This window comes from Roseovarius gaetbuli (assembly GCF_900172365.1).
Lineage (GTDB): Bacteria > Pseudomonadota > Alphaproteobacteria > Rhodobacterales > Rhodobacteraceae > Roseovarius > Roseovarius gaetbuli.
Genome location: NZ_FWFJ01000001.1, coordinates 218841 through 244897 on the forward strand (window position 1 = coordinate 218841; position 26057 = coordinate 244897).

The following is a 26057-nucleotide window of genomic DNA, read 5'->3' on the forward strand; positions in this document are numbered from 1 at the left end:
CCGAATAGGCCAGAGCCCGCTTTCGGGTTTGACCGGGCGCGCCAGTTGGGGCATCACGCGGGCATGGCCAAATCCAATTCCTTTTCCTGCACGTCCTGTGGCGCGACGCATTCGCGCTGGTCGGGGCGCTGCGATGCCTGCGGCGAGTGGAACTCGATCATTGAAGAGGTGCCGCTGTCGACCGGGCCCAAGGGCAAGTCGCTAGGCGTCAAGCGCGGGTCCTTCCTGACGCTGACCGATCTTTCTACTGAGGAAACCCCGCCGCCGCGCACCCTCTCGGGGATTGGCGAGCTTGACCGGGTTCTGGGTGGCGGTCTTGTGCCGTCAAGCGCGGTTCTGGTGGGCGGTGATCCGGGCATCGGCAAATCGACGCTTTTGCTTCAGGCCGCGGCGCGCTTTGCCGCGGCGGGCCTCAAGACCTTTTACATCTCGGGCGAAGAGGCAAGCGCACAGGTGCGCATGCGCGCGCAACGCCTTGGCCTTGGCGAGGCGCCGGTCAAGCTGGCGGCGGCGACATCGCTGCGAGACATCCTGACCACGCTTGAATCCGAGCGCCCCGATCTTGTAATCATCGATTCCATTCAGACCGTGTGGTCCGACACCGTCGAGGCCGCCCCCGGCAGCGTCAGCCAGGTGCGCGCCGCCGCGCATGAGCTGACCAGCTTTGCCAAGCGCACCAACACCAGCGTGATCCTTGTCGGCCATGTTACCAAGGACGGCCAGATCGCCGGGCCGCGCGTGGTAGAGCACATGGTCGATTGCGTGCTTTATTTCGAAGGTGAGCGCGGGCATCAGTTCCGCATCCTGCGCAGCGTCAAGAACCGCTTTGGCCCCGCCGACGAAATCGGCGTCTTCGAGATGACCGGCGCGGGCCTTGCCGAGGTCTCCAATCCGTCGGCGCTATTCCTGTCGGGTCGCGGCACGCCAAGTCCCGGCTCGGTGGTGTTTTCCGGCATCGAGGGCACCCGGCCCCTGTTGGTCGAAATGCAGGCGCTGGTCGCCCCGACGCCGCATTCGCAACCCCGCCGCGCGGTGGTGGGGTGGGATGGCGCGCGCCTTGCAATGATCCTGGCGGTGCTTGAGGCGCGCTGTGGCATCCCGTTTGCCGGGCTTGATGTCTACCTCAATGTTGCCGGTGGTTTGAAAATCAGCGAACCGGCGGCGGATCTTGCGGTGGCCGCCGCTCTGCTAAGTGCGCGCGAAGACACGGCTCTTCCGGCCGATACGGTGGTTTTTGGCGAAATTAGTCTGTCTGGCGCGCTCAGACCGGTGGGACAGACCGAAAACAGGTTGAAAGAAGCGCAAAAACTTGGTTTCACAGCCGCGATTACCCCATCGGGTGGAAAACCGGGTGGTGACAGCGGGCTCAAACTGACGCATATGGGCGATCTGACCGCGTTTGTCGGGGACATTTTCGGCGCAGGCTAAGCGCCCAAAGGGACAGGAAGAGACGAATGGAAGGTTTCACCATCATTGATGGCGTCGTGGCGCTGTTTATCGTTTTATCGGCGATCTTGGCCTATTCGCGCGGGCTTGTCCGCGAGGCTCTGGCGATTGCCGGATGGGTCGTGGCGGGCATTCTGGCGTTTCTGTTTGCCCCGCAGTTTGAACCGCTGGTCAAGGAAGTGCCGGTCGTGGGCGATTTCATTGCCGATAGTTGCGAGCTTAGCATGATCGCCGCCTTTGCCGCCGTTTTCGCCATCGGATTGATCGTGTCGTCGCTGATCACACCGCTGTTTTCATCGCTGGTGCAACGCTCGGCGCTTGGCGGGATTGATCAGGGTCTTGGCTTTGTCTTTGGCGTGGCGCGCGGCGTTCTGTTAATCGCGATTGCCTATTTCGTCTACGAAACGGTGATCACCTCGCAATCCATCGAAATCATCGACGACAGCCGCTCGGCGCGGGTCTTTGCCAAGCTGACCGGCAAGGTTGAAGACGGCAATCCCGAACAGGCACTTGGCTGGATCACAGAGCAATATGAACAGCTTGTCGGCGCCTGCGACACACCGCAATAAGCAAGGCGATGCCGCAAAGTCCGCTTCTTGCATTGATCTTCATGGCGGTGGCCGGTGTGGCCATCGCGCTTCAGGCGCCGATCAACTCGGCGCTTGGGCGCAGCATCGACAGCTCGCTGGCGGCGGCGGCGATCTCGTTCGGCGTGGGTTTTGCCGCGCTTCTGGCGCTTGTCGCGCTTGGCGGCGAGGCCGGGGGGATTGCCCGCGTCGCCACCCTGCCCAAATGGCTGTTGCTTGGCGGCGCGCTTGGGGCGTTCTATGTCTGGGCCGCGCTCTGGAGCGTGGCGATCCTTGGCGTTCTGACCTCGATCACGGTGTTGATCCTTGGCCAGATGGTGGCCGCCCTGCTGCTTGATTACATCGGCGCCTTCGGTCTTGTGGCGCGCGATTTGTCCCCGACGCGGGTTGTTGCGGCGCTTCTTGTGGCCGGTGGGGTCATTCTGTCGCGCTATTAACTGGGCCAAACGACACGTCGCCCTACCATATTGTGTGATAGTTTCGTGACACGGCGCGCCCAAGGGCGTAAGAGAGGCCCCAAGCGAAATGACCGGATTCGGAGTTGCACCGCTTTGCCCAAACATATGCCCCCCGCGCACCCTTTTGATGATGACAAACTGAAAGAGGAATGCGGCGTTTTCGGCGTCATCGGCGTGACCGATGCCGCGAACTTTGTCGCCCTTGGCCTGCATGCCCTGCAACATCGCGGACAAGAGGCCGGCGGCATCGTCAGCCACGACGCCGAGCAAGGCTTTAACAGCGTGCGCCGCTTTGGCTATGTGCGCGACAACTTCACCCGCCACAGCCTTATGGAAACCCTGCCCGGCCCGCTGGCCATCGGGCATGTGCGCTATTCCACCGCCGGCAGCAAAGGCGCCGCGATTCGCGACGTTCAGCCGTTCTTTGGCGAGTTTTCGATGGGCGGCGCAGCGATTGCCCATAATGGCAATATAACCAACGCGAATGCCCTGCGCAAAGAGCTGATCGAGCGCGGCTCGATCTTTCAGTCCAGCTCGGACAGCGAGTGCATCATCCACCTGATGGCGCGCTCGCTTCAGCGCAATATCCCCGAGCGGATGGAAGACGCCCTGCGCCGGGTCGAAGGCGCCTTCTCGATTGTTGCCATGACACAGAGCGAGCTTATCGGTGTGCGCGACCCGCTTGGGGTGCGTCCGCTGGTCCTTGGTCAGGTCGCCGATGGCTGGGTGCTAAGTTCGGAAACCTGCGGGCTTGATATCATCGGCGCCACCTATGTGCGCGAGATCGAGCCCGGCGAGATGGTGGTGATTTCGCAAATGCACGGTGTTCAAAGCCATTATCCGTTCCGCCGCGTGCCCTCGCGCTTTTGCATCTTCGAGCATGTCTATTTCTCGCGTCCCGATTCGATCATCGGCGGGCGTTCTGTCTATGAAACCCGCCACCAGATCGGGGTCGAGTTGGCGCGCGAAGCCCCGGTTGACGCCGATCTTGTCTGCCCGGTGCCCGACAGCGGCACCCCGGCGGCGATCGGGTTCAGCCACGAGTCGGGCATTCCCTACGCCATGGGCATCATCCGCAACCAATACATGGGCCGCACCTTCATCGAGCCGACAGAGCAGATCCGCAACATGGGCGTCCGCCTTAAGCTCAACGTGAACCGCGCCCTGATCAAGGGCAAGCGGGTCATTCTGGTGGATGACAGCGTGGTGCGCGGCACGACCAGCCGGAAGATCAAGGAAATGATCCTGGATGCCGGCGCGAAAGAGGTGCATTTCCGCATCGCCAGCCCGCCGACCGCCTGGCCGTGTTTTTACGGTGTCGACACACCGCAACGCGAAAAGCTTTTGGCGGCGACCATGAGCGAGGATGAAATGCGCGACCACCTTCAGGTCGACAGTCTCAAGTTCATCTCGCTCAACGGGCTTTACCGCGCCGTGGGCGAGGCCGAGGGGCGCAATTCCAAGTGTCCGCAATATTGCGACGCCTGCTTCTCGGGCGAATACCCGGTGGCGCCAAGCGATATGATCGAACAGGGTTTTGAGCTGAAAGCCGCCGAATAAGGCCCTGATCCAAGACCTTCCAGCATGCCCCTGCGCTAAAAGTCGCGCGGGCATGCTGCGATGCGGCATGTTTCCGCCGACGCGCGTCATGCCGCCTTTCCATTCCCCCTGACCTTGACTAGATGCCCGGCCTGCGACCCAACGCCGAGGCACACATGTCAGAGACCACCCAAACCCCAGAGGCCACGCTCGCCGCCGCCACCACGCAAGATGCGCTGCCCAATGCGCGACTGTCCCTGCTTGGCACCGTGCTCAAGCCGGATATGTCGCATGCGCTTTTTCGGATCGGTAGGTCCAAGGTTGAGCGGGTGACCATCGGCGATGCGATTGACGGGGCGACCGTGACCGCGATTGGCGAAGGCGTGGTCATGCTCTCGCGCGGCGGGCACAGCGAACGCCTTAGCCTGCCGAATTCTTGATCCCAAGTGGTTTGGACATCGCAAAGTTTTCCAGGGTTACGCCCGCGCGCTGAACCCTCGCCGCCCTGTCCACCTGCCAGCCCCGGCACGCAAAAAAGCGCCGCGCCAGGTGGCTGGCCTCGGTAATCAGGCGCGCCAGAGCGGCGGCGCGCGCACGGGGTTCAACCACCTCGTAAAGGGCCTGCGCCACGCCCTGCCCCATGACTGTCGGCGCGACATAGGCAAAATCGATGTGCCCGCTCGGCGCGAGGGTCATGAAGCCGACCACCTGATCACTCTCGGCCCGGACCGCAACCCAGACCTCCAAACCCGTCAATCGCGTGGCCATCGCCTCGACCTCGACAAGACCCGCCGCCCAGGCCTCGCGCTGTGCGGCATCATAACACCGCGCCGCCCCTTGGGTGATCGCCGTCTGAAATACCTCCAGCACTTTGGGCGTATCGCGCGGCTCATAGGGGCGAATGCGGATGTCCGGCGGGCATGGGGCCAGTGTCGGATCTTTGGCGCGCATGATCGCAATCCCTTTCTGTCAGCACCATGAGGCCGGTCTTTTTCGCGGCATCTGCAATAAAGTCAACGAATACGCTTGATTTATGCCCGGTCTGGTGGGATTTCCCAACCATGAGCGAAAACACATCCCCCCCTATCGCCCTTGTCACCGGCGCTTCGCGCGGTCTTGGGGCGGCCATCGCCGAAGGATTGGCGAAAACCCATCACGTGGTCGCGGTTGGCCGCACCACCGGCGCGCTGGAAGAGCTGGATGACCGCATTCAGGCGGCCGACGGTCAGGCGACGCTGGCGCCGATGGATATCACCAACACCGATGCCATGGCACAGCTGTGCCGCTCGATCCATGACCGCTGGGGCGGGATTGCGATCTGGGTGCATGCGGCGGTGCATGCCGCGCCCCTGATGCCTGCGGGTCAGCTTGCCGAGGGCGACTGGGCCAAATCGGTTGCCTGCAACGTGAGCGCGATGGGCATTCTCATTCCGTTTATCGCGCCGCTTCTGGGCGAGAGCGGTCAGGCGGTGTTTTTTGAAGACACGCACGCGGGCGAGAAATTCTTTGGCGCTTACGGCGCAACCAAAGCCGCGCAAATCGCTCTTGCCCGAAGCTGGCAGGCGGAAACCGTGCGCACCGGCCCGAAGGTGCATGTGCTTGGCCCCGCGCCAATGGCCACCGCCACCCGCGCCCGGTTTTTCCCCGGCGAGGACCGCGACAGGCTTGCCGCGCCGAAAGACGAGGCGGCGCGGCTTTTGGCGCTGCTCTCCTGACGCATGGGCGAGTGCCCGCTTGCCGCTGGGGCGGTGCGCGGATAGACAGGGGATAAACCGCAGCAGGGGGCAGGATCATGCGCATTCTCATCACCAATGACGACGGGATCAACGCGCCGGGCCTTGAGGTTCTGCACGAAATCGCCACCGACCTTGCCGGGCCGTCCGGCGAAGTCTGGACCGTGGCCCCGGCGTTCGAGCAATCCGGCGTCGGCCATTGCATTTCCTATACCCGCCCGATGATGATCGCCCAGATGGGCGAGCGCCGCTTTGCCGCCGAAGGCAGCCCGGCCGATTGCGTGCTGGCGGGCCTGCATGACGTGATGAAGGAGGCGCGCCCCGATCTGGTGCTCTCGGGCGTCAACCGGGGCAACAACTCGGCCGAGAACGCGGTTTATTCCGGCACCGTCGGCGCCGCGATGGAGGCGGCGTTGCAAGGCGTGCCCGCTGTCGCGCTGAGCCAGTATTACGGGCCGGACAATCGCGATCTTGACGATACCTTCGAGGCCGCGCGCGTGCATGGGCTTCAGACCCTGCGCACCCTTCTGGATAAGGGCGTCTGGACCAAGGACGACTACGGTATTTTCTACAACATCAACTTTCCGCCGGTCCCGGCGTCCGAGGTCAAGGGCCTGCGTGCCGCGCGCCAGGGCTTTCGCCGCGATATGGGATTTGGCGTTCAGCCGCACGTGGCGCCCTCGGGGCGGCGCTTTTTGTGGGTCACCGGCGCACCGCAGCAAAATCCGACAAGTCCGGGCTCGGACGCGGATGTGAACCTCAAGGGCTTTATCTCGGTCACGCCGATGCGCGCGGACCTGACGGCCCATGACGCGCTGGAAGAGTTGAAAGCCATCGAATGAGTGACGAGGCCGACGAAACCGCCGAACGCAAAATGCAGTTTCTCTTCGCGCTGCGCTCAAAAGGTGTGACCGATGCGCGGGTTCTGACTGCGATGGAAAAGGTCGATCGCGGCCCGTTCATTCGCGGCTATTTCGCCGAGCGAGCCTATGAGGATATGCCGCTTCCGATTGCCTGCGGTCAGACGATCAGCCAGCCGTCGGTTGTCGGTCTGATGACACAGGCCCTCAAGGTCAGTGCGCGCGACAAGGTACTTGAGGTTGGCACCGGCTCTGGCTATCAGGCCGCGATCCTCAGCCTTCTGGCGCGCCGGGTCTATACGGTGGATCGCCACAAACGGCTGGTGCAGGACGCCACCGAGATTTTCAACGGGCTTGATCTGACCAATATCATCGCGCTTACGGCGGATGGCAGCTTTGGTTTGCCCGATCAGGCGCCGTTTGACCGCATCATCGTGACCGCCGCCGCCGAAGACCCGCCCGGCCCCCTATTGGCGCAGTTGAAGATCGGGGGTATCATGGTTGTACCCGTGGGTCAGTCCGATGCCGTGCAGCGGCTGATCCGGGTGACCCGCCACGAGAGTGGGTTCGAGTATGACGAATTGCGCCCGGTGCGCTTTGTGCCCCTTGTCGAAGGGCTAGGGCGCGACGGCTGAGCCGGTGTTCGGCACCGACGAGTGATAAGTTTAGGAACCAAGCCCCGGCCAACAAGGGGCAGCAAACGAGGATAGATCGAGATGCGTCATTTCCTGCGATCCGCGCCGCTTGTGGCTGGCATGGCTGTTTTCCTGGCCGGTTGCGAGCAACCGCTTGATCTGGACCTGCGCGGTGCCTTTGGCAATGCGCCCTCCACCGCCGAGGCCGCCCGCAACGCCACCCAGGCCCGCCCACAGCCCGACAGCCGTGGCATCATTTCCTATCCCGGCTATCAGGTCGCGGTGGCGCAGCGCGGCGATACGGTCGCCACACTGGCGAGGCGGATCGGCGCCAACCCACAGGAGCTGGCCCGCTTCAACGGCATTCAAACCGGCGATCCGCTGCGCCCCGGCGAGGTGATCGCCCTGCCCGGCCGCGTGGCCGAGCCGACCGGCGGGCCGATCCAGCCGCCCTCGGGCGTGGATATCTCGACGCTGGCCAATGGCGCCATTCAGCGCGCCGATGCGCAAAAGGTCGAAACCTCTGCCCTTGAGCCGGCGCCCCGCGTCGGGGTCGAGCCGGTGCGCCACCAGGTTGCGCGCGGCGAAACCGCCTTTACCATCGCGCGGCTGTACGATGTCTCGATCCGAAGCCTCGCCGACTGGAACGGTCTTGGCCCCGATTTCGCCGTGCGCGAGGGCCAGTTCCTGTTGATCCCGGTCGCACTTCCGGGCGAAGCGGCAGCCCCCTTTGATGCGCGCGAGGCGACGCTGGTGACCGCGCCGGGGGTCGGCTCGCCGACGCCCACGCCGCCAAGCGCCACCAAGCCGTTGCCCGATGAGGTAACGGTGCCCAAGGCCGCGCCGATCAAGGCCACCGCCGCCCCCGATCTGAGCAAGACCCAGACGGCAGCGAAATCCGGGCGTATGGCCTTTCCGGTCAAGGGCGATATCGTGCGCGAATATGCCAAGGGCCGCAATGATGGCATCGACATCTCCGCCACCCCCGGCGCGACGGTCAAGGCCGCCGATGACGGGCTTGTGGCTGCGATCACCGAGGATACCAACGGCATCCCGATCATCGTGGTCAAGCATGCCGGCAACCTCTTGACGGTCTATTCCAACGTCAGTGGTCTTGCCGTGGCCAAGGGCGACAGCGTCAAGCGCGGTCAAAAGCTTGCCGAGATCCGGCGTGACGGCAGTGCGGCGCTGCACTTTGAGGTGCGTGACGGCTTTGATAGCGTAGACCCGATGCGCTATCTCAATCCCACCTGAGGCATTCCTATGCCTCATTGCAAAAGGGTCGGCCCTTTTTGTCTTTGGATAGCCTTACTTTGACGGCGGCGGTGCCGCGCAATGCGCCCCCGTGGCCGCGAGGCCCGAGCCAAGCGACATAAGCGGCGGTGCACCGTAAGGGTTAAGTGGTTCGGAATTGGCAAAATCCAGCCCCAGAAACACCGCCATCCCCAAGAGGGTTATGAAAACCACATGCCCGCGAGTCATGAGCGTGCCTCCAATCCCAAAAGCGGTCGAAGCTTGATGCCGACCCACGATCCGGCGAAAGCGGCGACAAACCAGACCCAGCCATGCGCCGAGCCGGTGCCGATGCCGCTAAAGAACGCGCCGATATTGCAGCCAAAGGCGAGCCGCGAGGAATAGCCAAGGAACAGCCCCGCGATGATCACCGCAACCCAGGCCCGCGCCGGGTAAACCCCGATCGGCGAGCCAAGCCCCGCGCGCCACCAGGCCACAAGGGCCGCGCCAAAGATCAGCCCGAAATCGGTGAGCGATGTGACGTCGGTCAGCACGCTTGATACCACCCTCTCGGCATTGCCCGGTGCCGACCAGAACGGCGATCCAGAGAGATCGGCGCCCAAGGCAACCGCGCCTTTGGCCACCCAGAGGCCAAGGCCATAGACCACGCCCCAGGGCTGACCCGCGACCGCGAGGTGCAATATCGCCAGTGCCGCCAATGCCGCCAGCGCCAGCCAATAGCGGCGCGGGATGCGCCAGCTGTCCTTGGCGCCAAGCCAAATCGCGACCAGAGCTATCGCCGCCAGCCCGGCCAGCGTGATCGCAAGGCCGCTTGTGCCGCCGAGCGCGACCACCGGCAGGCTTCCAAGCGATGTCCACCATGTCAGGTGATAGGCGCCGCCAAAGCTTCCGATGGCGAAAAACGGCAGGGCAAGCGCCGCCACCGCATTGCCGCTTCCGGCATTCACAAGCGTGCCCGAGCCACAGCCCATGACGATCTGCATCGAGGCGCCAAACACAAAGGCCCCGCCGATCATGGCAAGGCCGATCGGCGCATGCGCGCCTTTGATCTCGGCGCCGTTGTTGGCGATCATCGGAAAGGCAAACATCGCCACGATGGCGATACAGATCAGCTGTGCCAGAAGACCCGAAGCATCGCGATGCAGGATCATCCGCCGCCATGGCCCGGTAAAGCCAAAGCGGAACCCTTCAAGCGCGAGGCCAAAGCCCATTCCGATGGCCAGAAGCGCGCCGTACCGAGGCCCCGCCGCCATGGCGAGGCCTAGGATCAGGATCGCCACGCCCGCCAACACAAGGCTGCGCGACATGAAACCAGGGGGCGATGGCGGCAGCGTTGTGGTGGTTGTGGACATGTTGACCTCAGTATTTACCGGTGATCTTGTTCAGCATGTTCTGGAAGAGCCCCGGAACATTGGCCATTTCATAGCCGCTTTGCGACCAGCCCACCATGGATTCGGGATAAAGTTTCACCCCGTCGATGCCGACAACCTCGCTGAGGGCAAACCAGTTGGTCGCGGCCCAATGGCCGGTGTTGCAGAACGACACCAGCTTGTCGCCCTGCTCAAAGCCGTTTTCCGCCGCCAGCTTGCGGATCAGATCGGGCTTGATCAGGGTCGGGTCGTCCGAGCCGAACCAGCGGTCATGGGTGAAATACTTCGATTGCGGCAGGGTGCCCGGTTTGGCGGCCGCGGCGTGCTTGGTCTCGCCTTTCCAAAAGCTTTCGGGGCGCGCATCGACAAGTTCAGCCGAGGTTTTGCCATCGACAATATCCTTGATCTCGTCGCGGGTGGCGAGCCATTCATGCGAATAATTCACCGTGATATCGCTTGGGCTCACAGCCTCCGGCGCGCCTTTCTGGACCCGCAGACCGGCCTTGAGCCAGCCATTCATGCCGCCGTTCAGGATCGCAAGATCGCTGACGCCGCTTGATTTCAAGGTCCAGTAGACCCGCGCAGCCGCGCCAAAATCGGTCTGGTCGCGGCCCTGATGCACCACGACGACGGGACGGTCGGTGGTGATGCCAAGCCCGCGCAGCACTTCGGTCATCTTGTCTTGCGGCACAAGCGAGCCGGGGTTGTCGCTCGGGCCACGGAACTGCCCGTAAGAGGCCGAGACCGCCCCCGGAATATGGCCCTCCTCGAAGGCCCCACCGCGGATATCAAGCACGACAGGGTTCTGATCGGCAATCGCCGCGTCAAGCGAGGCAGGGTCGATCAGCGGGCCAAGACCGGCGGCCTGTGTGGCCATGGGAAGAACCGCCACGGCGGCGGCAAGGCAGGCATTTTTGAACGTATGGAACATGGTAAATCCCCTTGTTTATCTGCCGCAGAACCTACGCCTGTGACAGGGTAACAACAAGGTGGCGCGCATGCATTTCACCTTATGGTGAGCTTAAAAGAACCGCGCTCGCCATGCGCTGCGCCTCCCGGCACAGACAGACCTTTGCGCTGCCCTTATGGCGAATATTAGTCCACTCAGAGCCACGCAGTGGAACATTCTCCCGACAGGCCGCGAAAATTCCGCCTCTCGAGGAAAATTCTCCGGTGGGCGGGCGCAGGATTTACCCGGCGCGAAGCGCCAGAAACTCAAGCATCGGCGCGGTGAACTGTTCGGGGCGCTCGATCAGGCCAAGATGCTTGAGCCCCGGCACGATGATGGTCTCTGCGCCGCTGATTTCACTGGCGATAGTGCGGGCCATGGCGGGTGTGCTGCCTGTATCAAGCTCTGAGGTCATGACCAGTGTCGGGTGGCTGATCGCCACTTTAGGGCGGATCAATTCGCTCACGCCTTCCGCCAAAACCCGGCGATGCAGGGCATAATTGGCTGGATCATTGGCCAGCACGACGCGCCTGATATCGGCCACCGCGTCGGGATGATCGCGGTGAAAATCGGCGGTGAACCACCGCGCAAGCGCCGCGTCAATCGTCGCCTCCGGCCCGCCCGCGCCGGCATCGCGCGCGGCGGCCTCGACCTGTTGCTGCAAGGCAAGCCCGCGTTCATGCGGTGAATTGAGCACCACCAGCGCCGACACCCGCGCCGCGTGATCCATCGCACAGCGCCGGTTGATCATGCCGCCAAGCGAAAAGCCGACAAGCGCCGCCTGCCCTATCCCAAGCTCATCCATCAACGCGATAAGCTGTTCGGAAAGCACCGTCAGGTCAGAGCCATCGGCGGGCAAGGCCGATTGACCATGCCCGCAAAGATCGTAGGACAGCACGCGAAACCGTTGCGCCAGAACCGGGGCAATGTCCCCCCAGGTGCTCTGCCGCGTCAGGCCAAGCCCGTGGATCAGCGCCACAACCGGCGCGCCCTCGGGGCCGCTCAGATCAAACGCCGTGCCGCCCACCGAAACGGCCATTCAGACCCCCGCCGGGTTATCAAGATCATGGCCCATTTCGCGCAGATCGGCGTAGCGGTCGCCAATCCGGTGGTTGGGATGCCCGCCCACCGAGGCGCCAAGCGCCATGACGATCTCGTCATCGGCGGGGGCGTCGGGCACGATGGTGTGGATCGTCTGGTAATGCGAGCGCCGCCCGGCGTCGTCCTTGTCCATCAGCGGGATCATGAGCGAGGTGCCCGCCGCACCGCGCGTGTTGGTGAAGGCCAGATAGGTCTTGGCCTTGACCGCATCGCGGAACTTGTTGCCAAACCACAGCGTATGGGTCAGCCCCTGCGCGTGCTCGATCTCGCCGCCCATGCCGACGATTGACGCCTTGCCATAGCCCTCAAGCCTGTCGCCGGTCACCTCAAGGATCATATCGGTCAGAAGCTGGCCAAGCACCGGCCCGGCGGCCCGGATTTCGGGGCCCAAGTCCTCGACATGGCCGCGCCCGAACCACGGGTTGCGGATGATGGCGAGAGCCGAGACAAGTTTGGTGGGTTCCGCCACCTCCTTGAAGCCTTCCTTAAACGTTGTTTGCACCAGCGTCAGGGTGCGTCTGATCTCAACCGGCATGGGCCAGCTCCTTTTGTGCGAAGGCGGGCATCACCTTGTCGATGAACAGTTGAAGCGAGCGTTTCTGCTGATCCATATCCATGCCCATCGAGGCGTAATAGATAAAGGCATCAACGCCAAGCTTTTGATATTTAGCAAGCTTTTCTACCACCACCTCGGGCGAGCCAAACATGAGGTTTTCTTCAAGCATCTCGGGATCAACCCGCGCGTTGCCCTCCATCTCTTCCAAAGGCACCGGGTCGGGAAAGCCGTTCACGACCTCGCCGCGCTTCATCATCAGGTTGCCGAATTGCCCGAGTACCCGGCGCAGGGAGGACATCGCGCCGCTGCGGTCCTCTTCGGTGTCATAGACCGCGGTGTGGCGCATCAATGCCCACCGCCCGTCATAGCGCCCGCCATTCTTGGCAATCGCATCATCAAGACGCGCGCGATACGCTTCGGCCTCGGAAAACGGCATGGTCAGCGGCCAGCTCATGATGTCACAGCCATGCTCGACCGCGTAATCAAAGGTGATCGGCGCGCGCGCCGCGACCCAGATCGGCACCTCGTCCTGTACCGGCTTGGGACAGGATGTGGCGGTGGGAAACTGCCAATAAGTGCCCTCATGCGCGTAATCCCCGGCCCAGAGCTTTTGCACCACCGGCAGGGATTCCTGCATGTATTGCCAGCTGTCGCGCTGATCAAGGCCGGGCATCATGCGGTCAAACTCGCGCTGATAAGCGCCGGAACCGATGCCAAACTCAAGCCGCCCGTCGCTCAGCAGATCAAGCATCGCCGCCTCGCCGGCAAGCTTGATCGGGTGCCAATAGGCGGCATTCGCCACGCCCACGCCAAGGCGGATCGTCTTGGTATGCTCGCCCCACCACGTCAGGATCTGAAACGGGTTCGGCGCGATGGTCATCTCAAGCGCGTGATGCTCGGCCGCCCAGGCGATTTCAAACCCGGCGGCCTCGGCCATTTGCACCATTTCAAGCGTGTGATCGCGCACCGCCTTCATGTCGAGCGAGGCATCGAGCCGCTCAAGGTTGATTGCCAGATGAAATTTCATTGTCTTGTCCTTTTTCAACGCATCTGAAACGGGTTGGCGATTGGCGCGTCTGACATGTTCATCCAGACGGTTTTGGGCCGGGTATAGTCATAGACCGCCTGAAAGCCGCTTTCGCGCCCATAGCCAGAGCCCTTGGTGCCGCCGAATTCGGCCACCGGGGAAATCGCGCGATAGGTGTTGACCCAGACGATCCCGGCGCGCACCGCGCGGCTCATCCGCAAGGACCGCGCGCCATCGCGGGTGAATATCCCCGCCGCAAGCCCGTGTTCGCTTGCATTGGCAAGGGCGAGCGCCTCGGCCTCGGTGGAAAAGCGCAGCACGCAGAGAACCGGACCGAAAAGCTCGGTATCGACGATTTTAAGATCGGCATTCGGGCACTCGATAATCGTCGGCTCAAAGAACAGCGGCCCCGCCGTCGCGCGCTTGCCGCCACAAAGGATCGTGCCGCCCTCGGCCACGGCCCTCGCCAACTCGCGCTCGATGGTCTCGATCTGACCTATGGTGCAAAGCGGACCCATCTGGGTTGCCTCCGCCATCGGATCGCCAATCACGATATTGCGCGCAATGGCGGTGAGGCGGGCAAGGAATTCGTCCGCCACATCCTCGTGTACGATAAGGCGCGAGCCCGCGACGCAGCTTTGCCCCGAGGCGCCAAAAATCCCCGCGACCGAGCCGTTGACCGCGCTTTCAAGATCGGCGTCCTCAAAGACGATGAAGGGCGATTTTCCGCCCAGCTCAAGGCTCACTTGCGCGAAATTCTGCGTCGAGTTCATCAACACGTGGCGCGCCGCACCCGGCCCGCCGGTAAAGCTGATGCGCGCCACAAGCGGATGACTGGTCAGAGCCTTGCCGCAGGGGTCGCCGTGCCCGCTGATGATATTGACAACCCCGTCGGGAAAGCCCGCCTCAGCCAGCAGTTCGCCAAACTCAAGGATCGCGGCGGGGGCGTGTTCGCTGGTTTTCAACACCACCGTGTTGCCCGCCGCAAGCGCCGGGCCGATCTTGACGGCGGTCAGGAAAAGCTGACTGTTCCAGGGTACGACGGCGGCCACCACGCCAAGTGGTTCGCGGTTGGTAAAGACGAACATGTCGGGCTTGTCGATCGGCAGGGTCTCGCCGCTGATCTTGTCGGCGGCCCCGGCGTAAAAGTGGAAAAACTCGCTGATATATTTCGCCTGCCAGCGGGTTTCCTTGAACATCTTGCCGGAATCGCGGGTCTCTGTCTCACCCAACCCCTCGGAGCGCTCGGCCAGCAGATCGCCCAAACGGCGCAGGCATTGGCCGCGCGCACTTGGCGTCATGCTCGCCCAAGGCCCCTCGTAACAGGCGCGATGCGCGGCGCGCACGGCGCGATCGACATCCTCTGCCGTGGCCTCGGGGGCGGTGGCCCAGACCGCGCCGGTGGCCGGGTTGAACGTGTCAAACGTGCCCCCGTCCGAGGCCGCAACCCAGGCCCCGTCGATCAGCATCTTATAGGTTTTAGTCATCGCCCTGCCCCCTTTTTTATTCCGCCGCGATCTGATGCGCGGCCCCGGTCGGCACGACCCTGTGATAGCCGCCTTCGCGCCAGGCCAGCGGTGGTGCCTCGCCATCCAGAACGTCATGCACCGTGCCAATCACGATCAGGTGGCTACCCGAGGTCACGCATTGCGCGACCTCACAGAAAAAACCGGTCGCCCCGTCAATCAGCGGCGCGCTCCCCGGCACGCCAAAGGTATTCACCCCGGAAAAGCGATCCGCGATCTGCGCGTCGTGACGCCCGGCAAAGCGGTCGGCAATCTCACGCCCGTCTTCGGGCAGAACATTGACGCAAAAGCGACCGTTTTCCCGCACGGCCCCGGCAATCCGGCTTGACGCATTCAGACAGATCAGAACCGAGGGCGGATCGGCCGAGACCGAGGAAAACGCGCTGACCGTGGCGCCAAGGCGCCCTGCGGACCCGTCGGTCGTGACCACCGTCACCGAGGCCGCAACCCGGCGCATCGCGCCAACAAAGCGGTCGCGCTCTACAAGTGGTCTGGTTTCTTGCAACATCGCGTTTCCTTTCGAAAATTGAATGCCTTGGTAAAGGTTGATCCCAGACTGGCATATTATTTCAATTCTTGATAACGAATTGTTTTGCTGAATATGTGCAATAAATTCGAATTGAGAGCGCCGTTATGAACCTGACCGCCCTGCAAACCTTTCTGGCGATTGTCGATACCGGCAACCTCATGCGCGCCTCGCAAAAGCTTCATGTGACGCAATCCACCGTCACCGCGCGCCTCAAGACGCTTGAGGATGAGCTTGGTCAACAACTTCTGAACCGTCAGAAATCGGGCACGACCCTGACGCCTGCGGGCACCAAGCTTTTGCGATATGCGCGTGTTATCAACGGCCTATGGCGGCAAGCGCGCTATGAAACGGGCCTGCCTGCGGGGCTGAGTTCGGTTTGTACGTTTGGCTGTGACCGCGAGCTGTGGCACGGGCCGGGGCGCGCATTTTTTGACGGGGTTGTCTCGGGGCACCCGGAAATGGCGGTCTCGGTGCATCAGGGCAATGCGCGCGACCTTGAAGAATGGCTTGCCTCGGGGATGGTCGATGTGATTCTGACCTATGAGACCGTGACCCACGGCGCGCAGACCGTGCACCCGCTGCCCGTTGAAGAGCTTGTGCTTTATTCCGACCGCGCCGAGACGCCGATCAAGGCCGATCCGTTTTACGTCTTTGTGGATCACGGCGAAGACTATCGGCGCAGCCATGGTGAGAGCTATCATGATGCCGGCATCGCGCGGATCAGCTTTGACAGCTCGTGGTGGGCGCTTCAGTTTCTGCTTGACCGGGGCGGTTCCGCCTATTTGCCGCGCGCCTTGGCGGCGGCGCATGTCGAGAACGGGCAATTGCACGAGCTGACCGAGGCCCCGGTCTATACCCGTAAGAAATACCTGATCGTCAATGACACGGCGGCACAGAACTGGGACTGGTTCACGCCCTTGGTGGCCCGGCTTTGGGAAAATGACGCGGCCTTGGCGGCGCACAGGCATTTTTCGCTTTCGCCGGTAAATCCGAGTTTGTAACGCTTGTACCGTGACACCCTCAGATTGGCGGGCGGCAATGACGGAAAACTATGACTTCATCATCATCGGGGCAGGATCGGCAGGCTGTGTTCTGGCCGAGAGGCTGAGTGCGAGCGGACGCCACAGCGTTCTGATCCTAGAGGCCGGCGGGCGCGGCCGCTCGCCCTGGATCGCGCTGCCGCTTGGCTATGGCAAGACCTTCTTTGATGGTCGCGTGAACTGGAAATACGAGGCCGAACCCGAAGAGACCCTCGGCGGGCGGCGCGCCTATTGGCCGCGCGGCAAGGGCGTCGGCGGGTCGGGGTCGATCAACGCGCTCGTTTATGCGCGCGGCCTGCCGCATGATTTTGACGATTGGGAGGCTTCGGGCGCCACCGGCTGGGGCTGGGACGCGGTGCGCAGGGTCTATGAGGCGATGGAAACCCAGGTCGCCCCGGATGGGGATTGCAGAGGCAGCGGCGCGCTGCATGTGCAGGATGTGTCGGATCAGATCCACCCGGTCAGCCGCCACTTCTTTGCCGCCGCGCGCGAAGTCGGCCTGCCGCTCAGCGACGACATCAACGGAGCAGAGCCCGAAGGCGCGGCGATCTACCGGATCAACACCCGTGACGGGCGGCGCAATTCTTCGGCGCGCGCCTTTCTCAAACCGGCGCTCAGGCGGGCCAATGTGACGCTTGTCACCGGCGCACTGGTCGCGCGGATCGGCTTTGACGGGCGGCGCGCGGTGTCGGTTGACTATCACCACCGTGGCGCGCACAAAACCGTGCGCGCGGGGCGTGAGATCATTCTCTCGGCCGGCAGCGTCACCTCGCCGCGCCTGTTGCAACTTTCGGGAATCGGCCCGGCGGAGCAGCTGAAATCGCTCGGAATCACGCCGCTCATGGATGCGCCGCATGTGGGGGGGAATCTTCAGGATCACCTTGGCATCAACTATTACTTTCGCGCCACCGAACGCACCCTCAACAACGAGCTGGCGCCGATTCTGGGTAAGGTGCGCGCGGCCATCCGCTATGCGCTGACACGGCGCGGGCCGCTGGCGCTTTCGGTCAATCAATGCGGCGGCTATTTTCGCTCAAGCGCGGGCCTCAACCGGGTCGATCAGCAGCTTTATTTCAACCCGGTGACCTATACCACCACCCCCGACGGCACCCGCAGCGTGATCAAGCCCGATCCGTTTCCCGGCTTCATCCTTGGCTTTCAGCCCTCGCGCCCCACAAGTCGCGGGCGCATCGACCTTCGAGCCAATGATCCGGCGGCGGCGCCGCTGATCCGGCCCAATTCGCTGGCCACCGAAGAGGACCGCGCGCAGGTGATCGCGGGCGGGCGTCTGTGTCAGCGTCTGATAACAAGCACGGCCCTGATGGGACTTGTTCAATCGGCCATGGGCCCCGATCTGCGCGAGATGGACGATGCCGCTATCCTTGAAGATTTCCGCCACCGTTCGGGCACGGTGTTTCACCCTGTCGGCACCTGTCGGATGGGGGCGGATCCGGCCACCTCGGTGGTTGACCCGGACCTGCGCCTGCATGGCGTCGAAGGCTTGCGCGTGATTGATGCCTCGGTCTTTCCCAATGTCACCTCGGCCAATACCAATGCGCCGACCATGATGCTGGCGCATCGCGCCGCCGACCTTATCCTGAGCGGGATTTAACGCGCCTCAGGTGCCGATGCGCAGGGTCGCCGTCATTTGCCGTAACAGGGCGATCACGCTTTGCGCGGTGATCCGCCCGGTGGCGGGGTTTTCGTCGCTCGGGCGCCCCTCGATCGACATGGTGAAATCGGAACTGTCAGAGGTCACGGTTACGCTGTGAACATTGCGCGTCACCTTTGGGTCGGCCCAGATTTCAAGCGTGGTGCGCTCGGGGCCAAGCCCGGCCAGACTTATCGCGGCGGCGACATTGACGTTGGCGGGGAACTCGCGGGCGATCTCCAAGACGCTGCCGGACATGATGCAGACCGGCTCTGTGATGCCGCTCAACTCGATGCCGTTCTTGACAAGGTAAGGCGCGCCTTGCAATCCGGCGACCGGCTTGCGGGTTGTCATGCTCACCGAGGTGATCGTGCCCACCGCCGCCCCCTTGAGCGCATCAAGACCCAGCATGGCGCCCGACGGCACGATGATCTTGCCGCCATTTTCCTCTGCCAGATCAATAAGGTCGCCATGCTGCAATAGCTGGCTTGCCGACAGCACGATCAGGGTCTTGCCGGCCATAAGGACCGGGCGGGTGATCTCGGGGAAAAGCTGCGGCGGCAGGCATTCGATGATGACATCACAATGCTCGGCCAAGCCCGCGAAATCACGCACCGGCACCGGCGTGGCAAGCGCGCTGTTGACCTCTGCGGCGCGCTCGGACCGGCGCGCGCTTATCGCGGCAAGATGAAAGCCGGGGATGTCGCCCGCATCAAGGGCGCGCGCCACCCTTAGACCGATTGCGCCGGTGCCTGCGATGCCAACCTTCGTGCCCTGCCCTTTTTGCGCATCCCGGCCTGACCTGCTCAATCGCCAGCCGCCTCGCCCTCGGGGTAGAAACAGGCCGCGCCATGGGCGCCGCCGCTAAGCGCGGGCACCTTGGCCCGGCAATCGGGTTGCACCTTCCAGCAGCGCGGCGCGAAGGGGCAGCCATCGGGAATCGCCATCGGCGAGGGCAGTTCGCCAATCAGCTTGATCCGCTCCTTGGCCGCATTCGGCGTGGTGCGCGGCGTGGCCGACAAAAGCGCCTTGGTATAGGGGTGTAGCGGGTTGGCAAACACATCCGCCTTGGGCCCCTTTTCAATCGCGCGCCCGAGGTACATCACGATCAGATCATCCGCCACATGGCGCACCACGCTCAGGTCGTGGCTGATGAAAAGATAGGCCAGATGCAGACGGTCCTGCAGCTCGCGCAAGAGGTTCAGGATCGAGCTTTGGATCGACAGATCAAGCGCCGAGACCGGCTCGTCGAGCACCACCACCTTGGGGTCGAGCATCAGCGCGCGGGCAATCGCGATCCGCTGGCGCTGACCGCCGGAAAACATATGCGGATAGCGGTCATAATGTTCGGGACGAAGCCCGACAAGGCGCAGCATCTCGCGGCCCTTGTCCTGACGGTCTTGCTTGCTCATCTCCTTGCGGTTGATGATCAGCGGCTCTTCAAGGATCGCGCCAATCCGCTGGCGCGGGTTGAGCGAGCCATAGGGATCCTGAAACACGATCTGAACCGACTTGCGCAGATCGGCCCAATCCTCCGGCAGCACAGGTTTGCCATCAAGGCTCAGCGTGCCCTCGGTCGGCTCTTCGATCATCGCGACCATGCGCGCCAAGGTGGATTTGCCACAGCCGCTTTCGCCGACGACGGCAAGGGTCTTGCCGGGGGTGAGATCAAAATCGACGCCGCCGACCGCCCGCAGAACCCGCGTCTTGCCAAACAGCCCGCCGCCGACGTTGTAATGGCGCTCAAGCGCGCGCGCCTGCATCACCGGATCGGTCATGATGCAATCCTTTCGTCAGAGTTGACGGGATGAAAACACCGCGCAAAGCCAAGATCGGCGCCAAGCGGCGGCGGCGGCGTGGCCTTGCATTTTGCATCGGAAAACTTGCAGCGCGGCGAAAACAGGCACCCCTTGGGGCGGTCGAACTGTCCCGGCACCACGCCAGGGATGGTCGGCAGAAACTTGTCCGTCGCCCGCTCCGGCAGAGCATCCAGAAGCGCCGCCGTATAGGGGTGATGCGGGGTGGCGAAAAGATCGACGACCGGCTGTTCCTCGACCTTCTGACCGGCGTATTGCACGCTCACGCGCTCTGCGGTTTCGGCGACGACGCCCATGTCGTGGGTGATCAGCACAAGGCCCATGCCGGTCTCGTCACGCAGGCTGGCTAAGAGATCAAGGATCTGCGCCTGAATGGTCACGTCAAGCGCGGTTGTCGGCTCGTCCGCGATCAAGAGCTTGGGCTTGCAGGCAATCGCCATGGCAATCATCACGCGCTGATTCATGCCGCCCGACATCTGGTGCGGAAAGGCCGCGAGGCGCTTTTCGGGGTCGGGGATGCCGACCTGTTCAAACAGCTCGATGGCACGGGCGTGGCGCGCGCGCCGGTCAAACCCAAGGTGATGGCGCAGCGATTCCTTGATTTGCCAGCCGACCGTGAAACACGGGTTCAGCGATGACATCGGCTCTTGAAAGATCATCGCAAGATCGTTGCCGATGATGCGCCGCTTGGCGCGGGTGTCCATCCTGAGCAGGTCCTTGCCGTCAAAGCTCATCTCGTCGGCGGTGATCGTGGCGGTCCAGGGCAGCAATCCCATCAGCGCCAGCATCGACACCGATTTGCCCGAGCCACTTTCGCCGACGATGGCGAGGATCTCGCCGGTATCGACGTCCTGATCCACCCCGTCGACGGCACGAAAGGTGCCCGATGCGGTGGCGAAATCAACACTCAGATTGCGAATGCGTAGCAGTGACATGGCCTCAGCTCCGTTTCAGCTTGGGGTCGAGCGCGTCGCGCAGCCCATCGCCCATCAGGTTGATCGCCAGCACGGTGACAAGAATCGCAAGACCGGGGAAGGTCACGACCCACCAGGCGCGCAGGATGAATTCGCGCGCCTCGGCCAGCATGGTGCCCCATTCCGGTGTCGGCGGCTGTGCCCCCATCCCCAGAAAGCCAAGTGCTGCGGCGTCAAGGATGGCGGTCGAAAACGACAGGGCGGCCTGCACGATGATCGGCGCAAGACAGTTCGGCAAAACCGTCACGAACATCAGTCGTCCAAGCCCCGCTCCGGCGACGCGCGCAGAGGTGACATAGTCTTTTTGCAGCTCCGACATCACGCTTGCACGGGTGAGGCGCACGTAATGGGGTTGCAGCACGATGGCGATGGCGATCATCGCATTGGTCAGCGACGGCCCAAGGATCGCCACCAGGACCAGTGCCAGCAAGAGCGAAGGAAAGGCCAGAATGATATCCATCACCCGCATGATGATGCTGTCGACCCATTTCGGCGCAAAGCCGGTCAACAGCCCGATGATGATCCCGCCCGAGGCGGCAACCGTGACCACGACGACCCCGACAAAGAACGAATAGCGCGCCCCGACGATCAGCCGCGACAGCATATCGCGCCCCAGCGGATCGGTGCCAAGCACATAGGTCCAGCTTCCGCCCTCCTGCCAGGCCGGGGGCAAGAGGGTAAAGTCGCGGGCCTGCGCGGTCGGGTCATGCGGCGCGATCCATGGCCCGAACAGGGCCAGGAAGGCGAAGACCGCAAAAATCCAAAGGCCGATCACCGCGCCCCGGTTCTCGCGGAAGTAGAACCAGAATTCACGCAGCTGTCCGGGGCGTTCGGGGCCATCCACCGGGGCGCCCTGCCCCTCGTTCGATGTTGTATCGGTCATCAGCGTTTCCTGATCTTGGGGTTGATCACACCATAGAGCATATCCACGGTCAGGTTCACGATCATCACCATGACCGCAATCAGCAAGAGACCGCCCTGCACCACCGGATAATCACGCCGGAAAATGCTATCGACCATCCATTTGCCAATCCCCGGCCAGCTAAAGATCGTCTCGGTCAGGATCGCCCCGGCCAGCAAGGTGCCGACCGACAGGCCGATCACGGTGATCACCGGGATCAGGGCATTGCGCAGGGCATGAATGCCGTTGATGCGCGCGGGCGAAAGCCCCTTTGAGCGCGCGGTACGGATGTAATCCTCGCCCAGCACCTCAAGCATGGCCGAGCGGGTCTGACGCGCGATCACCGCCAGAGGGATGGTGCCAAGCACGATCGTCGGCAGCACAAGATGGCGCACCGCCGAAAGGAATGCGCCCTTCTGACCGGATGCGATACTGTCGATCAGCATGAATCCGGTGGGATCGGGGAAATAATACAAAAGGTCGATCCGCCCCGAAACCGGCGTCCACTGAAGGTTGCCGGAAAACACGATGATCAGCAAAAGCGCCCACCAGAAAATCGGCATCGAATAGCCAACAAGCGCGGTCGACATCAAGGCGCGGTCAAAGAACTTACCGCGGTTGACGGCGGCGATCACCCCGGCGGGCAAGCCAAGCGCAACCGCGAAGATCATCGCACAGATCGAAAGCTCGAGCGTGGCCGGGAATAGCGTGAAAAACTCATCCCAGACCGGGCGCTTGGTGACAAAGGACGTGCCAAGATCGCCCTGAAGCACCCCGCCAAGGTATTCAAAGAACTGAACATAGACCGGGCGGTCATAGCCAAATTGCGCGGAAAGCTCGGCATAGCGTTCGGGGCTGACACCGCGCTCTCCTGCCATGACGATGATCGGATCGCCCGGCAACAGCCGGATGAACATGAAGGAAATCAGCGTGACGCCGATAAAGGTGGGCACGAAGGTCAGCAACCGGCTCAGGACATAATTCAGCATTTCAGCACCATGAGCTCCTTGGGGAATGTGGTGAGCGAGAGCGCGCCGGTTTCGGTCACAAGCACGTCGTCTTCGATGCGCACTCCGAATTTGCCGATCTCGTAAAGCCCCGGCTCGTTGGTATAAACCGTGCCGACCGGCAGGGGCATCGGGTTGCCGCGCATGATATAGGGCGCCTCATGCACATCGCGCCCAAGGCCATGACCGGTCTTGGTGCGGATGCGGTCGGCAAAGGGCGAGGCCTCAAGCACGCTGGTCACCGCATCGTCGATAGCATGCGCCGTGACGCCCGCACGTGTGACCTCGAATCCCTTGAGGTTGGCGCGCAGGACCGTGTCATAGACCGCGCGCGCCTCGTCACTGGCGTGATCGAGAAACACGGTGCGGGTGATATCGGCGGCAAAGCCATCCTTGCGGGCGCCGAAATCCAGCAACAGGGCATCGCCCGCCTGCACCGCATAATCGGCGCGGGCACTGGCATGCGGGCGCGCGGAATTATCGCCCGCCGCGACGATGGGCGGAAACGACAGGTCATCGGCGCCCTCGGCAAACAAGGCCTGCACCAGGGCGCGTTCGATATCCTTTTCGCTCTGGCCAAGGCGGATCTGATCGAGCGTGCGCGTCAGGGCGCGCTCGGAAATCTCGATCGCGGCCTTGAGGGCGGCGATGTCATCGTCGGTCTTGATCATGCGCAGCGCGGAAATCTCGCGCTCGGCGTCGATGATCCGCAATCCGGGCTGGGCCTGCATAAGGGCGTGATGCACGAAAACCCGCATCACCTGTCCTTCGACCGCAAGCGATGTAAGGCCAAGATGTGCCGTCAGCGCGGCAAATTCCTTGTCATATCCGGTCTGGTCGCGCCAATCGAAGGTCACCCCGTCAAAGCCGACCAGGCTCCAGCTTCCAAGTTCGAGATTGGGCACAAGGGCGGCGGGCGCGATGGCGCTGCCGCTTGCGGGGATCACCACCAGAAACGGGCGTTCATGGCTCATGAAACTATGGCCAAGCGCGCGGGTAAAGTTCGGTCCCGGCACAAGCGCCACGGCATCAACCCCAAGGGCGGCGGCCACGCCTGCATAGTCGGCCAAACGGGTGGAAAGGGCCTCGGTCATGCGACCTCGCTTTCATCAAGGCGAAGGATGGGACAGCGCGCGCGGCGCTGTCCCGGAGGAACCGCTCGCTTATTGCGAGAGGCCGACCTGGTTGAAGATATGGCCACCAAGCGGGTGAACCACATAGCCTTCGACCTCGGGGCGCATGGTCATATAGACAACCGAATGCGCGATCGTGGCCCAGGGGGCCTGTTCCTTGAAGATGACCTGCGCCTTTTCATAAAGCGGCGCGCGTTCGGCTTGCGTTGGCAAGACCTTGGCCTGTTTGATCACCTCGTCAAACTCTTCGTTGCACCACTGGGCACGGTTCGAGGCGCCAACCGCGTCACAGCCAAGAAGGACCGCAAGGAAGTTGTCGGGATCACCGTTATCCCCGGTCCAGCCAAGCAGAACCGCACCATCGCGATCCTCGGCTTTCGAGCGATCAAGGTATTCGCCCCACTCATAGGACACGATCTCGACGGTGACGCCGATGTTCGAGAAATCCTCTTGCATGAGTTCGGCCATACGGCGCGCATTGGGGTTATAGGGGCGCTGCACCGGCATCGCCCAGATCTTGAGGTTCAGGTCGCTAACACCTTCGTCCGCCAGCATCTTCTTGGCGGATTCCGGATCAAAGGCATCGTCTTGGATGGCATCGTTATAGGACCACATTGTCGGCGGGATCGGGTTCTTGGCGATCTGGCCAGAGCCCTGGAACACCACGTCGATGATCGCCTGCTTGTCAATCGCCATGTTCAGCGCTTTGCGCACCTTGGGATTGTCATAGGGCGCGACCTTGGTGTTATAGGCAAGATAGCCGACGTTCAGGCCTTCCTGTTCCATCACCACGATATCGCTATCGTCCTTCATCGCCTGCACATCCGCCGGGGTCGGATAGGCCATGACGTGGCATTCGCCGGCCTTGACCTTCTGATAGCGCACGCTTGCATCCGGGGTGATCGCGAAGATCAGCGATTGTACCTTGGCCGCGTCGCCCCAATAGTCGTCATTGCGCAGATAGCGGATCACGGCGTCTTTCTGATAGGCTTGGAACGCGAAGGGACCGGTGCCGATCGGCGCCTGGTTCAGCATCTCGGGCGTGCCGGCCGCCATCATCGCATCGGCGTATTCCTTGGACACAATCGAGCCAAAATCCATCGCCATATTGGCAATGAACGGCGCCTCGGGGCGGGTCAGGTTGAACTTGACGGTATAGTCGTCGACCTTTTCGATGCTGCTGACCAGCTCGGGCATCGACATGCCGGTGTAATATTCCCACGTACCGCCGGACACCTGATTATAGGGGTTCTCGGGGTTGCCCTGGCGATCAAACGAAAAGATCACGTCGTCGGCGTTGAAATCACGCGTCGGCGTGAAATTGGCGTTCGAGTGAAACTTGACGCCCTTGCGCAGATTGAAGGTGATCGCCTTGCCGTCTTCGGAGACGGTCCAGCTTTCGGCGAGACCGGGCAAAACCTCGGTTGTGCCTACCTTGAATTCGGTCAGGCGGTTATAGATCGGGTGGCTTGACGCATCAAAGGTCGTCCCGGCGGTATAGAGCGCCGGGTCAAAGCCCTCGGGCGACCCTTCCGAGCAATAGACCAGCGATTGCGCCGAGGCGGCCGATGCCCCCAAAGCGGCACAGGCGACGCCTGCGAATAGTGAAAGTCTGAAAGACATACCTCTATCTCCTGTTGTTGTAGATTTATCTTTGACGGACTCTTGCGGCCCGGCATGCCCCTACACTGCATGGCTGTTTACGGAAAAGAAACCGATTTTTTGAAATACGCGATGACCCCGTACTTTACGTCGCGCCACCTTTCGCCCCCATGGCTTCGAAAAAGGCCGCCACATGCGGTCAGATTGAATCGCCCCGAGTTTGTCGGAGACCATCGGTAATCCCCCCATTTTCAATGGGGTCCAGCCGTAGAAATCACGCAGCTGTTTTCAGTTTCATAGCGGGTGTTATGCCGCCGATGCCCATGTTGGGGCGCTCATTGTTGTAAGTCCAGAGCCATTGC

At 62.6% G+C, this 26057-nt stretch carries 27 protein-coding genes; 11 read left to right on the forward strand and 16 right to left on the reverse strand.

All coding sequences use genetic code 11. The features are described 5' to 3' along the window. Window positions 1-63: 63 nt before the first annotated feature. The 5 genes from radA (at window position 64) to ROG8370_RS01100 (ending at window position 4470) form a co-directional block, all read left to right on the forward strand. Window positions 64-1428, forward strand: coding sequence for a DNA repair protein RadA (radA, locus tag ROG8370_RS01080; RefSeq protein WP_085825231.1), 1365 nt, complete (start codon window positions 64-66; stop codon window positions 1426-1428). Between the two features lie 26 nt (window positions 1429-1454). Continuing rightward, window positions 1455-2015, forward strand: coding sequence for a CvpA family protein (locus ROG8370_RS01085; protein ID WP_085825232.1), 561 nt, complete (start codon window positions 1455-1457; stop codon window positions 2013-2015). Between the two features lie 8 nt (window positions 2016-2023). After that, window positions 2024-2470 (forward strand): DMT family transporter, encoded by a 447-nt coding sequence (locus ROG8370_RS01090; RefSeq protein WP_085825233.1) that lies wholly within the window; start codon window positions 2024-2026, stop codon window positions 2468-2470. A gap of 126 nt (window positions 2471-2596) precedes the next feature. Further along, window positions 2597-4051 carry an amidophosphoribosyltransferase gene (purF, locus tag ROG8370_RS01095; RefSeq protein WP_139838012.1) on the forward strand — a complete coding sequence of 485 codons (1455 nt, stop codon included), beginning with the start codon at window positions 2597-2599 and terminating at the stop codon, window positions 4049-4051. 155 nt (window positions 4052-4206) lie between these two features. After that, window positions 4207-4470 (forward strand): type II secretion system protein N, encoded by a 264-nt coding sequence (locus ROG8370_RS01100; RefSeq protein WP_085825276.1) that lies wholly within the window; start codon window positions 4207-4209, stop codon window positions 4468-4470. On the opposite strand, the gene ROG8370_RS01105 is transcribed toward ROG8370_RS01100, so the two are convergent. Then, window positions 4451-4981 carry a GNAT family N-acetyltransferase gene (locus tag ROG8370_RS01105; RefSeq protein WP_085825235.1) on the reverse strand — a complete coding sequence of 177 codons (531 nt, stop codon included), beginning with the start codon at window positions 4979-4981 and terminating at the stop codon, window positions 4451-4453. The two genes, ROG8370_RS01100 and ROG8370_RS01105, sit on opposite strands and share 20 nt — an antisense overlap. A 110-nt stretch (window positions 4982-5091) precedes the next feature. Here ROG8370_RS01105 and ROG8370_RS01110 point away from each other — a divergent pair, with 110 nt between their 5' ends. The 4 genes from ROG8370_RS01110 to ROG8370_RS01125 all read left to right on the forward strand — a co-directional run bounded on the left by ROG8370_RS01110 (window position 5092) and on the right by ROG8370_RS01125 (window position 8512). Then, the gene (locus tag ROG8370_RS01110; protein WP_085825236.1) at window positions 5092-5745 is read left to right on the forward strand and encodes an SDR family NAD(P)-dependent oxidoreductase; all 654 of its coding nucleotides are present in this window, start codon (window positions 5092-5094) and stop codon (window positions 5743-5745) included. Window positions 5746-5822: 77 nt separating this feature from the next. Beyond that, window positions 5823-6605, forward strand: a complete 783-nt coding sequence (gene surE, locus ROG8370_RS01115; protein WP_085825237.1) for a 5'/3'-nucleotidase SurE — start codon at window positions 5823-5825, stop codon at window positions 6603-6605. Then, window positions 6602-7258 carry a protein-L-isoaspartate(D-aspartate) O-methyltransferase gene (locus tag ROG8370_RS01120; RefSeq protein ID WP_085825238.1) on the forward strand — a complete coding sequence of 219 codons (657 nt, stop codon included), beginning with the start codon at window positions 6602-6604 and terminating at the stop codon, window positions 7256-7258. Before surE ends, ROG8370_RS01120 begins: the two co-directional genes overlap by 4 nt. Before the next feature lie 81 nt (window positions 7259-7339). After that, window positions 7340-8512, forward strand: coding sequence for a peptidoglycan DD-metalloendopeptidase family protein (locus tag ROG8370_RS01125; RefSeq protein ID WP_085825239.1), 1173 nt, complete (start codon window positions 7340-7342; stop codon window positions 8510-8512). A gap of 54 nt (window positions 8513-8566) precedes the next feature. Here the strand turns inward: ROG8370_RS01125 and ROG8370_RS20450 are convergent, their stop codons facing one another. The 8 genes from ROG8370_RS20450 to ROG8370_RS01160 all read right to left on the reverse strand — a co-directional run bounded on the left by ROG8370_RS20450 (window position 8567) and on the right by ROG8370_RS01160 (window position 15549). Continuing rightward, window positions 8567-8740 (reverse strand): hypothetical protein, encoded by a 174-nt coding sequence (locus ROG8370_RS20450; RefSeq protein WP_170925149.1) that lies wholly within the window; start codon window positions 8738-8740, stop codon window positions 8567-8569. Continuing rightward, window positions 8737-9864, reverse strand: a complete 1128-nt coding sequence (locus tag ROG8370_RS01130; protein ID WP_085825240.1) for a YeeE/YedE family protein — start codon at window positions 9862-9864, stop codon at window positions 8737-8739. The genes ROG8370_RS20450 and ROG8370_RS01130 overlap by 4 nt, the downstream gene beginning before the upstream one ends. 7 nt (window positions 9865-9871) lie before the next feature. Then, a complete protein-coding gene (locus ROG8370_RS01135) occupies window positions 9872-10813 on the reverse strand; it encodes a sulfurtransferase (protein WP_085825241.1) in 942 nt (313 codons plus the stop codon). A 259-nt stretch (window positions 10814-11072) separates the two neighbouring features. Continuing rightward, window positions 11073-11870, reverse strand: a complete 798-nt coding sequence (locus ROG8370_RS01140; protein ID WP_085825242.1) for an alpha/beta fold hydrolase — start codon at window positions 11868-11870, stop codon at window positions 11073-11075. Beyond that, on the reverse strand, window positions 11871-12467 hold the full coding sequence (locus ROG8370_RS01145; RefSeq protein WP_085825243.1) for an amino acid synthesis family protein: 597 nt from the start codon (window positions 12465-12467) through the stop codon (window positions 11871-11873). Further along, on the reverse strand, window positions 12457-13515 hold the full coding sequence (locus ROG8370_RS01150; RefSeq protein WP_085825277.1) for an LLM class flavin-dependent oxidoreductase: 1059 nt from the start codon (window positions 13513-13515) through the stop codon (window positions 12457-12459). The genes ROG8370_RS01145 and ROG8370_RS01150 overlap by 11 nt, the downstream gene beginning before the upstream one ends. Before the next feature lie 14 nt (window positions 13516-13529). Continuing rightward, on the reverse strand, window positions 13530-15002 hold the full coding sequence (locus ROG8370_RS01155) for an aldehyde dehydrogenase (RefSeq protein ID WP_085825244.1): 1473 nt from the start codon (window positions 15000-15002) through the stop codon (window positions 13530-13532). Between the two features lie 16 nt (window positions 15003-15018). Beyond that, window positions 15019-15549, reverse strand: a complete 531-nt coding sequence (locus tag ROG8370_RS01160) for a flavin reductase family protein (RefSeq protein WP_245827131.1) — start codon at window positions 15547-15549, stop codon at window positions 15019-15021. Between the two features lie 125 nt (window positions 15550-15674). Here ROG8370_RS01160 and ROG8370_RS01165 point away from each other — a divergent pair, with 125 nt between their 5' ends. Together ROG8370_RS01165 and ROG8370_RS01170 are read left to right on the forward strand one after the other, a co-directional pair. Continuing rightward, a complete protein-coding gene (locus ROG8370_RS01165; RefSeq protein ID WP_085825245.1) occupies window positions 15675-16571 on the forward strand; it encodes a LysR family transcriptional regulator in 897 nt (298 codons plus the stop codon). A gap of 37 nt (window positions 16572-16608) precedes the next feature. Further along, on the forward strand, window positions 16609-18222 hold the full coding sequence (locus ROG8370_RS01170) for a GMC family oxidoreductase (RefSeq protein WP_085825246.1): 1614 nt from the start codon (window positions 16609-16611) through the stop codon (window positions 18220-18222). A 6-nt stretch (window positions 18223-18228) separates the two neighbouring features. Here ROG8370_RS01170 and ROG8370_RS01175 read toward each other — a convergent pair whose 3' ends face one another. The 7 genes from ROG8370_RS01175 to ROG8370_RS01205 form a co-directional block, all read right to left on the reverse strand. Then, window positions 18229-19071, reverse strand: coding sequence for an aspartate dehydrogenase (locus tag ROG8370_RS01175; RefSeq protein ID WP_085825247.1), 843 nt, complete (start codon window positions 19069-19071; stop codon window positions 18229-18231). Next, entirely contained in the window at window positions 19068-20039 is a 972-nt protein-coding gene (locus tag ROG8370_RS01180; protein ID WP_085825248.1) for an ABC transporter ATP-binding protein, read from the reverse strand. The genes ROG8370_RS01175 and ROG8370_RS01180 overlap by 4 nt, the downstream gene beginning before the upstream one ends. Then, the gene (locus ROG8370_RS01185) at window positions 20036-21013 is read right to left on the reverse strand and encodes an ABC transporter ATP-binding protein (protein WP_085825249.1); all 978 of its coding nucleotides are present in this window, start codon (window positions 21011-21013) and stop codon (window positions 20036-20038) included. Before ROG8370_RS01185 ends, ROG8370_RS01180 begins: the two co-directional genes overlap by 4 nt. Before the next feature lie 4 nt (window positions 21014-21017). Continuing rightward, window positions 21018-21935: an ABC transporter permease subunit gene (locus ROG8370_RS01190; protein WP_073194143.1), complete on the reverse strand. Its 918-nt coding sequence runs from the start codon at window positions 21933-21935 to the stop codon at window positions 21018-21020. Further along, complete coding sequence (locus tag ROG8370_RS01195) at window positions 21935-22942, reverse strand: ABC transporter permease subunit (RefSeq protein WP_085825250.1); 1008 nt, start codon at window positions 22940-22942, stop codon at window positions 21935-21937. The genes ROG8370_RS01190 and ROG8370_RS01195 overlap by 1 nt, the downstream gene beginning before the upstream one ends. After that, the gene (locus ROG8370_RS01200) at window positions 22936-24054 is read right to left on the reverse strand and encodes a M24 family metallopeptidase (RefSeq protein WP_085825251.1); all 1119 of its coding nucleotides are present in this window, start codon (window positions 24052-24054) and stop codon (window positions 22936-22938) included. Before ROG8370_RS01200 ends, ROG8370_RS01195 begins: the two co-directional genes overlap by 7 nt. A 69-nt stretch (window positions 24055-24123) precedes the next feature. Next, window positions 24124-25716, reverse strand: coding sequence for an ABC transporter substrate-binding protein (locus tag ROG8370_RS01205; protein ID WP_085825252.1), 1593 nt, complete (start codon window positions 25714-25716; stop codon window positions 24124-24126). Window positions 25717-26057 lie beyond the last annotated feature (341 nt).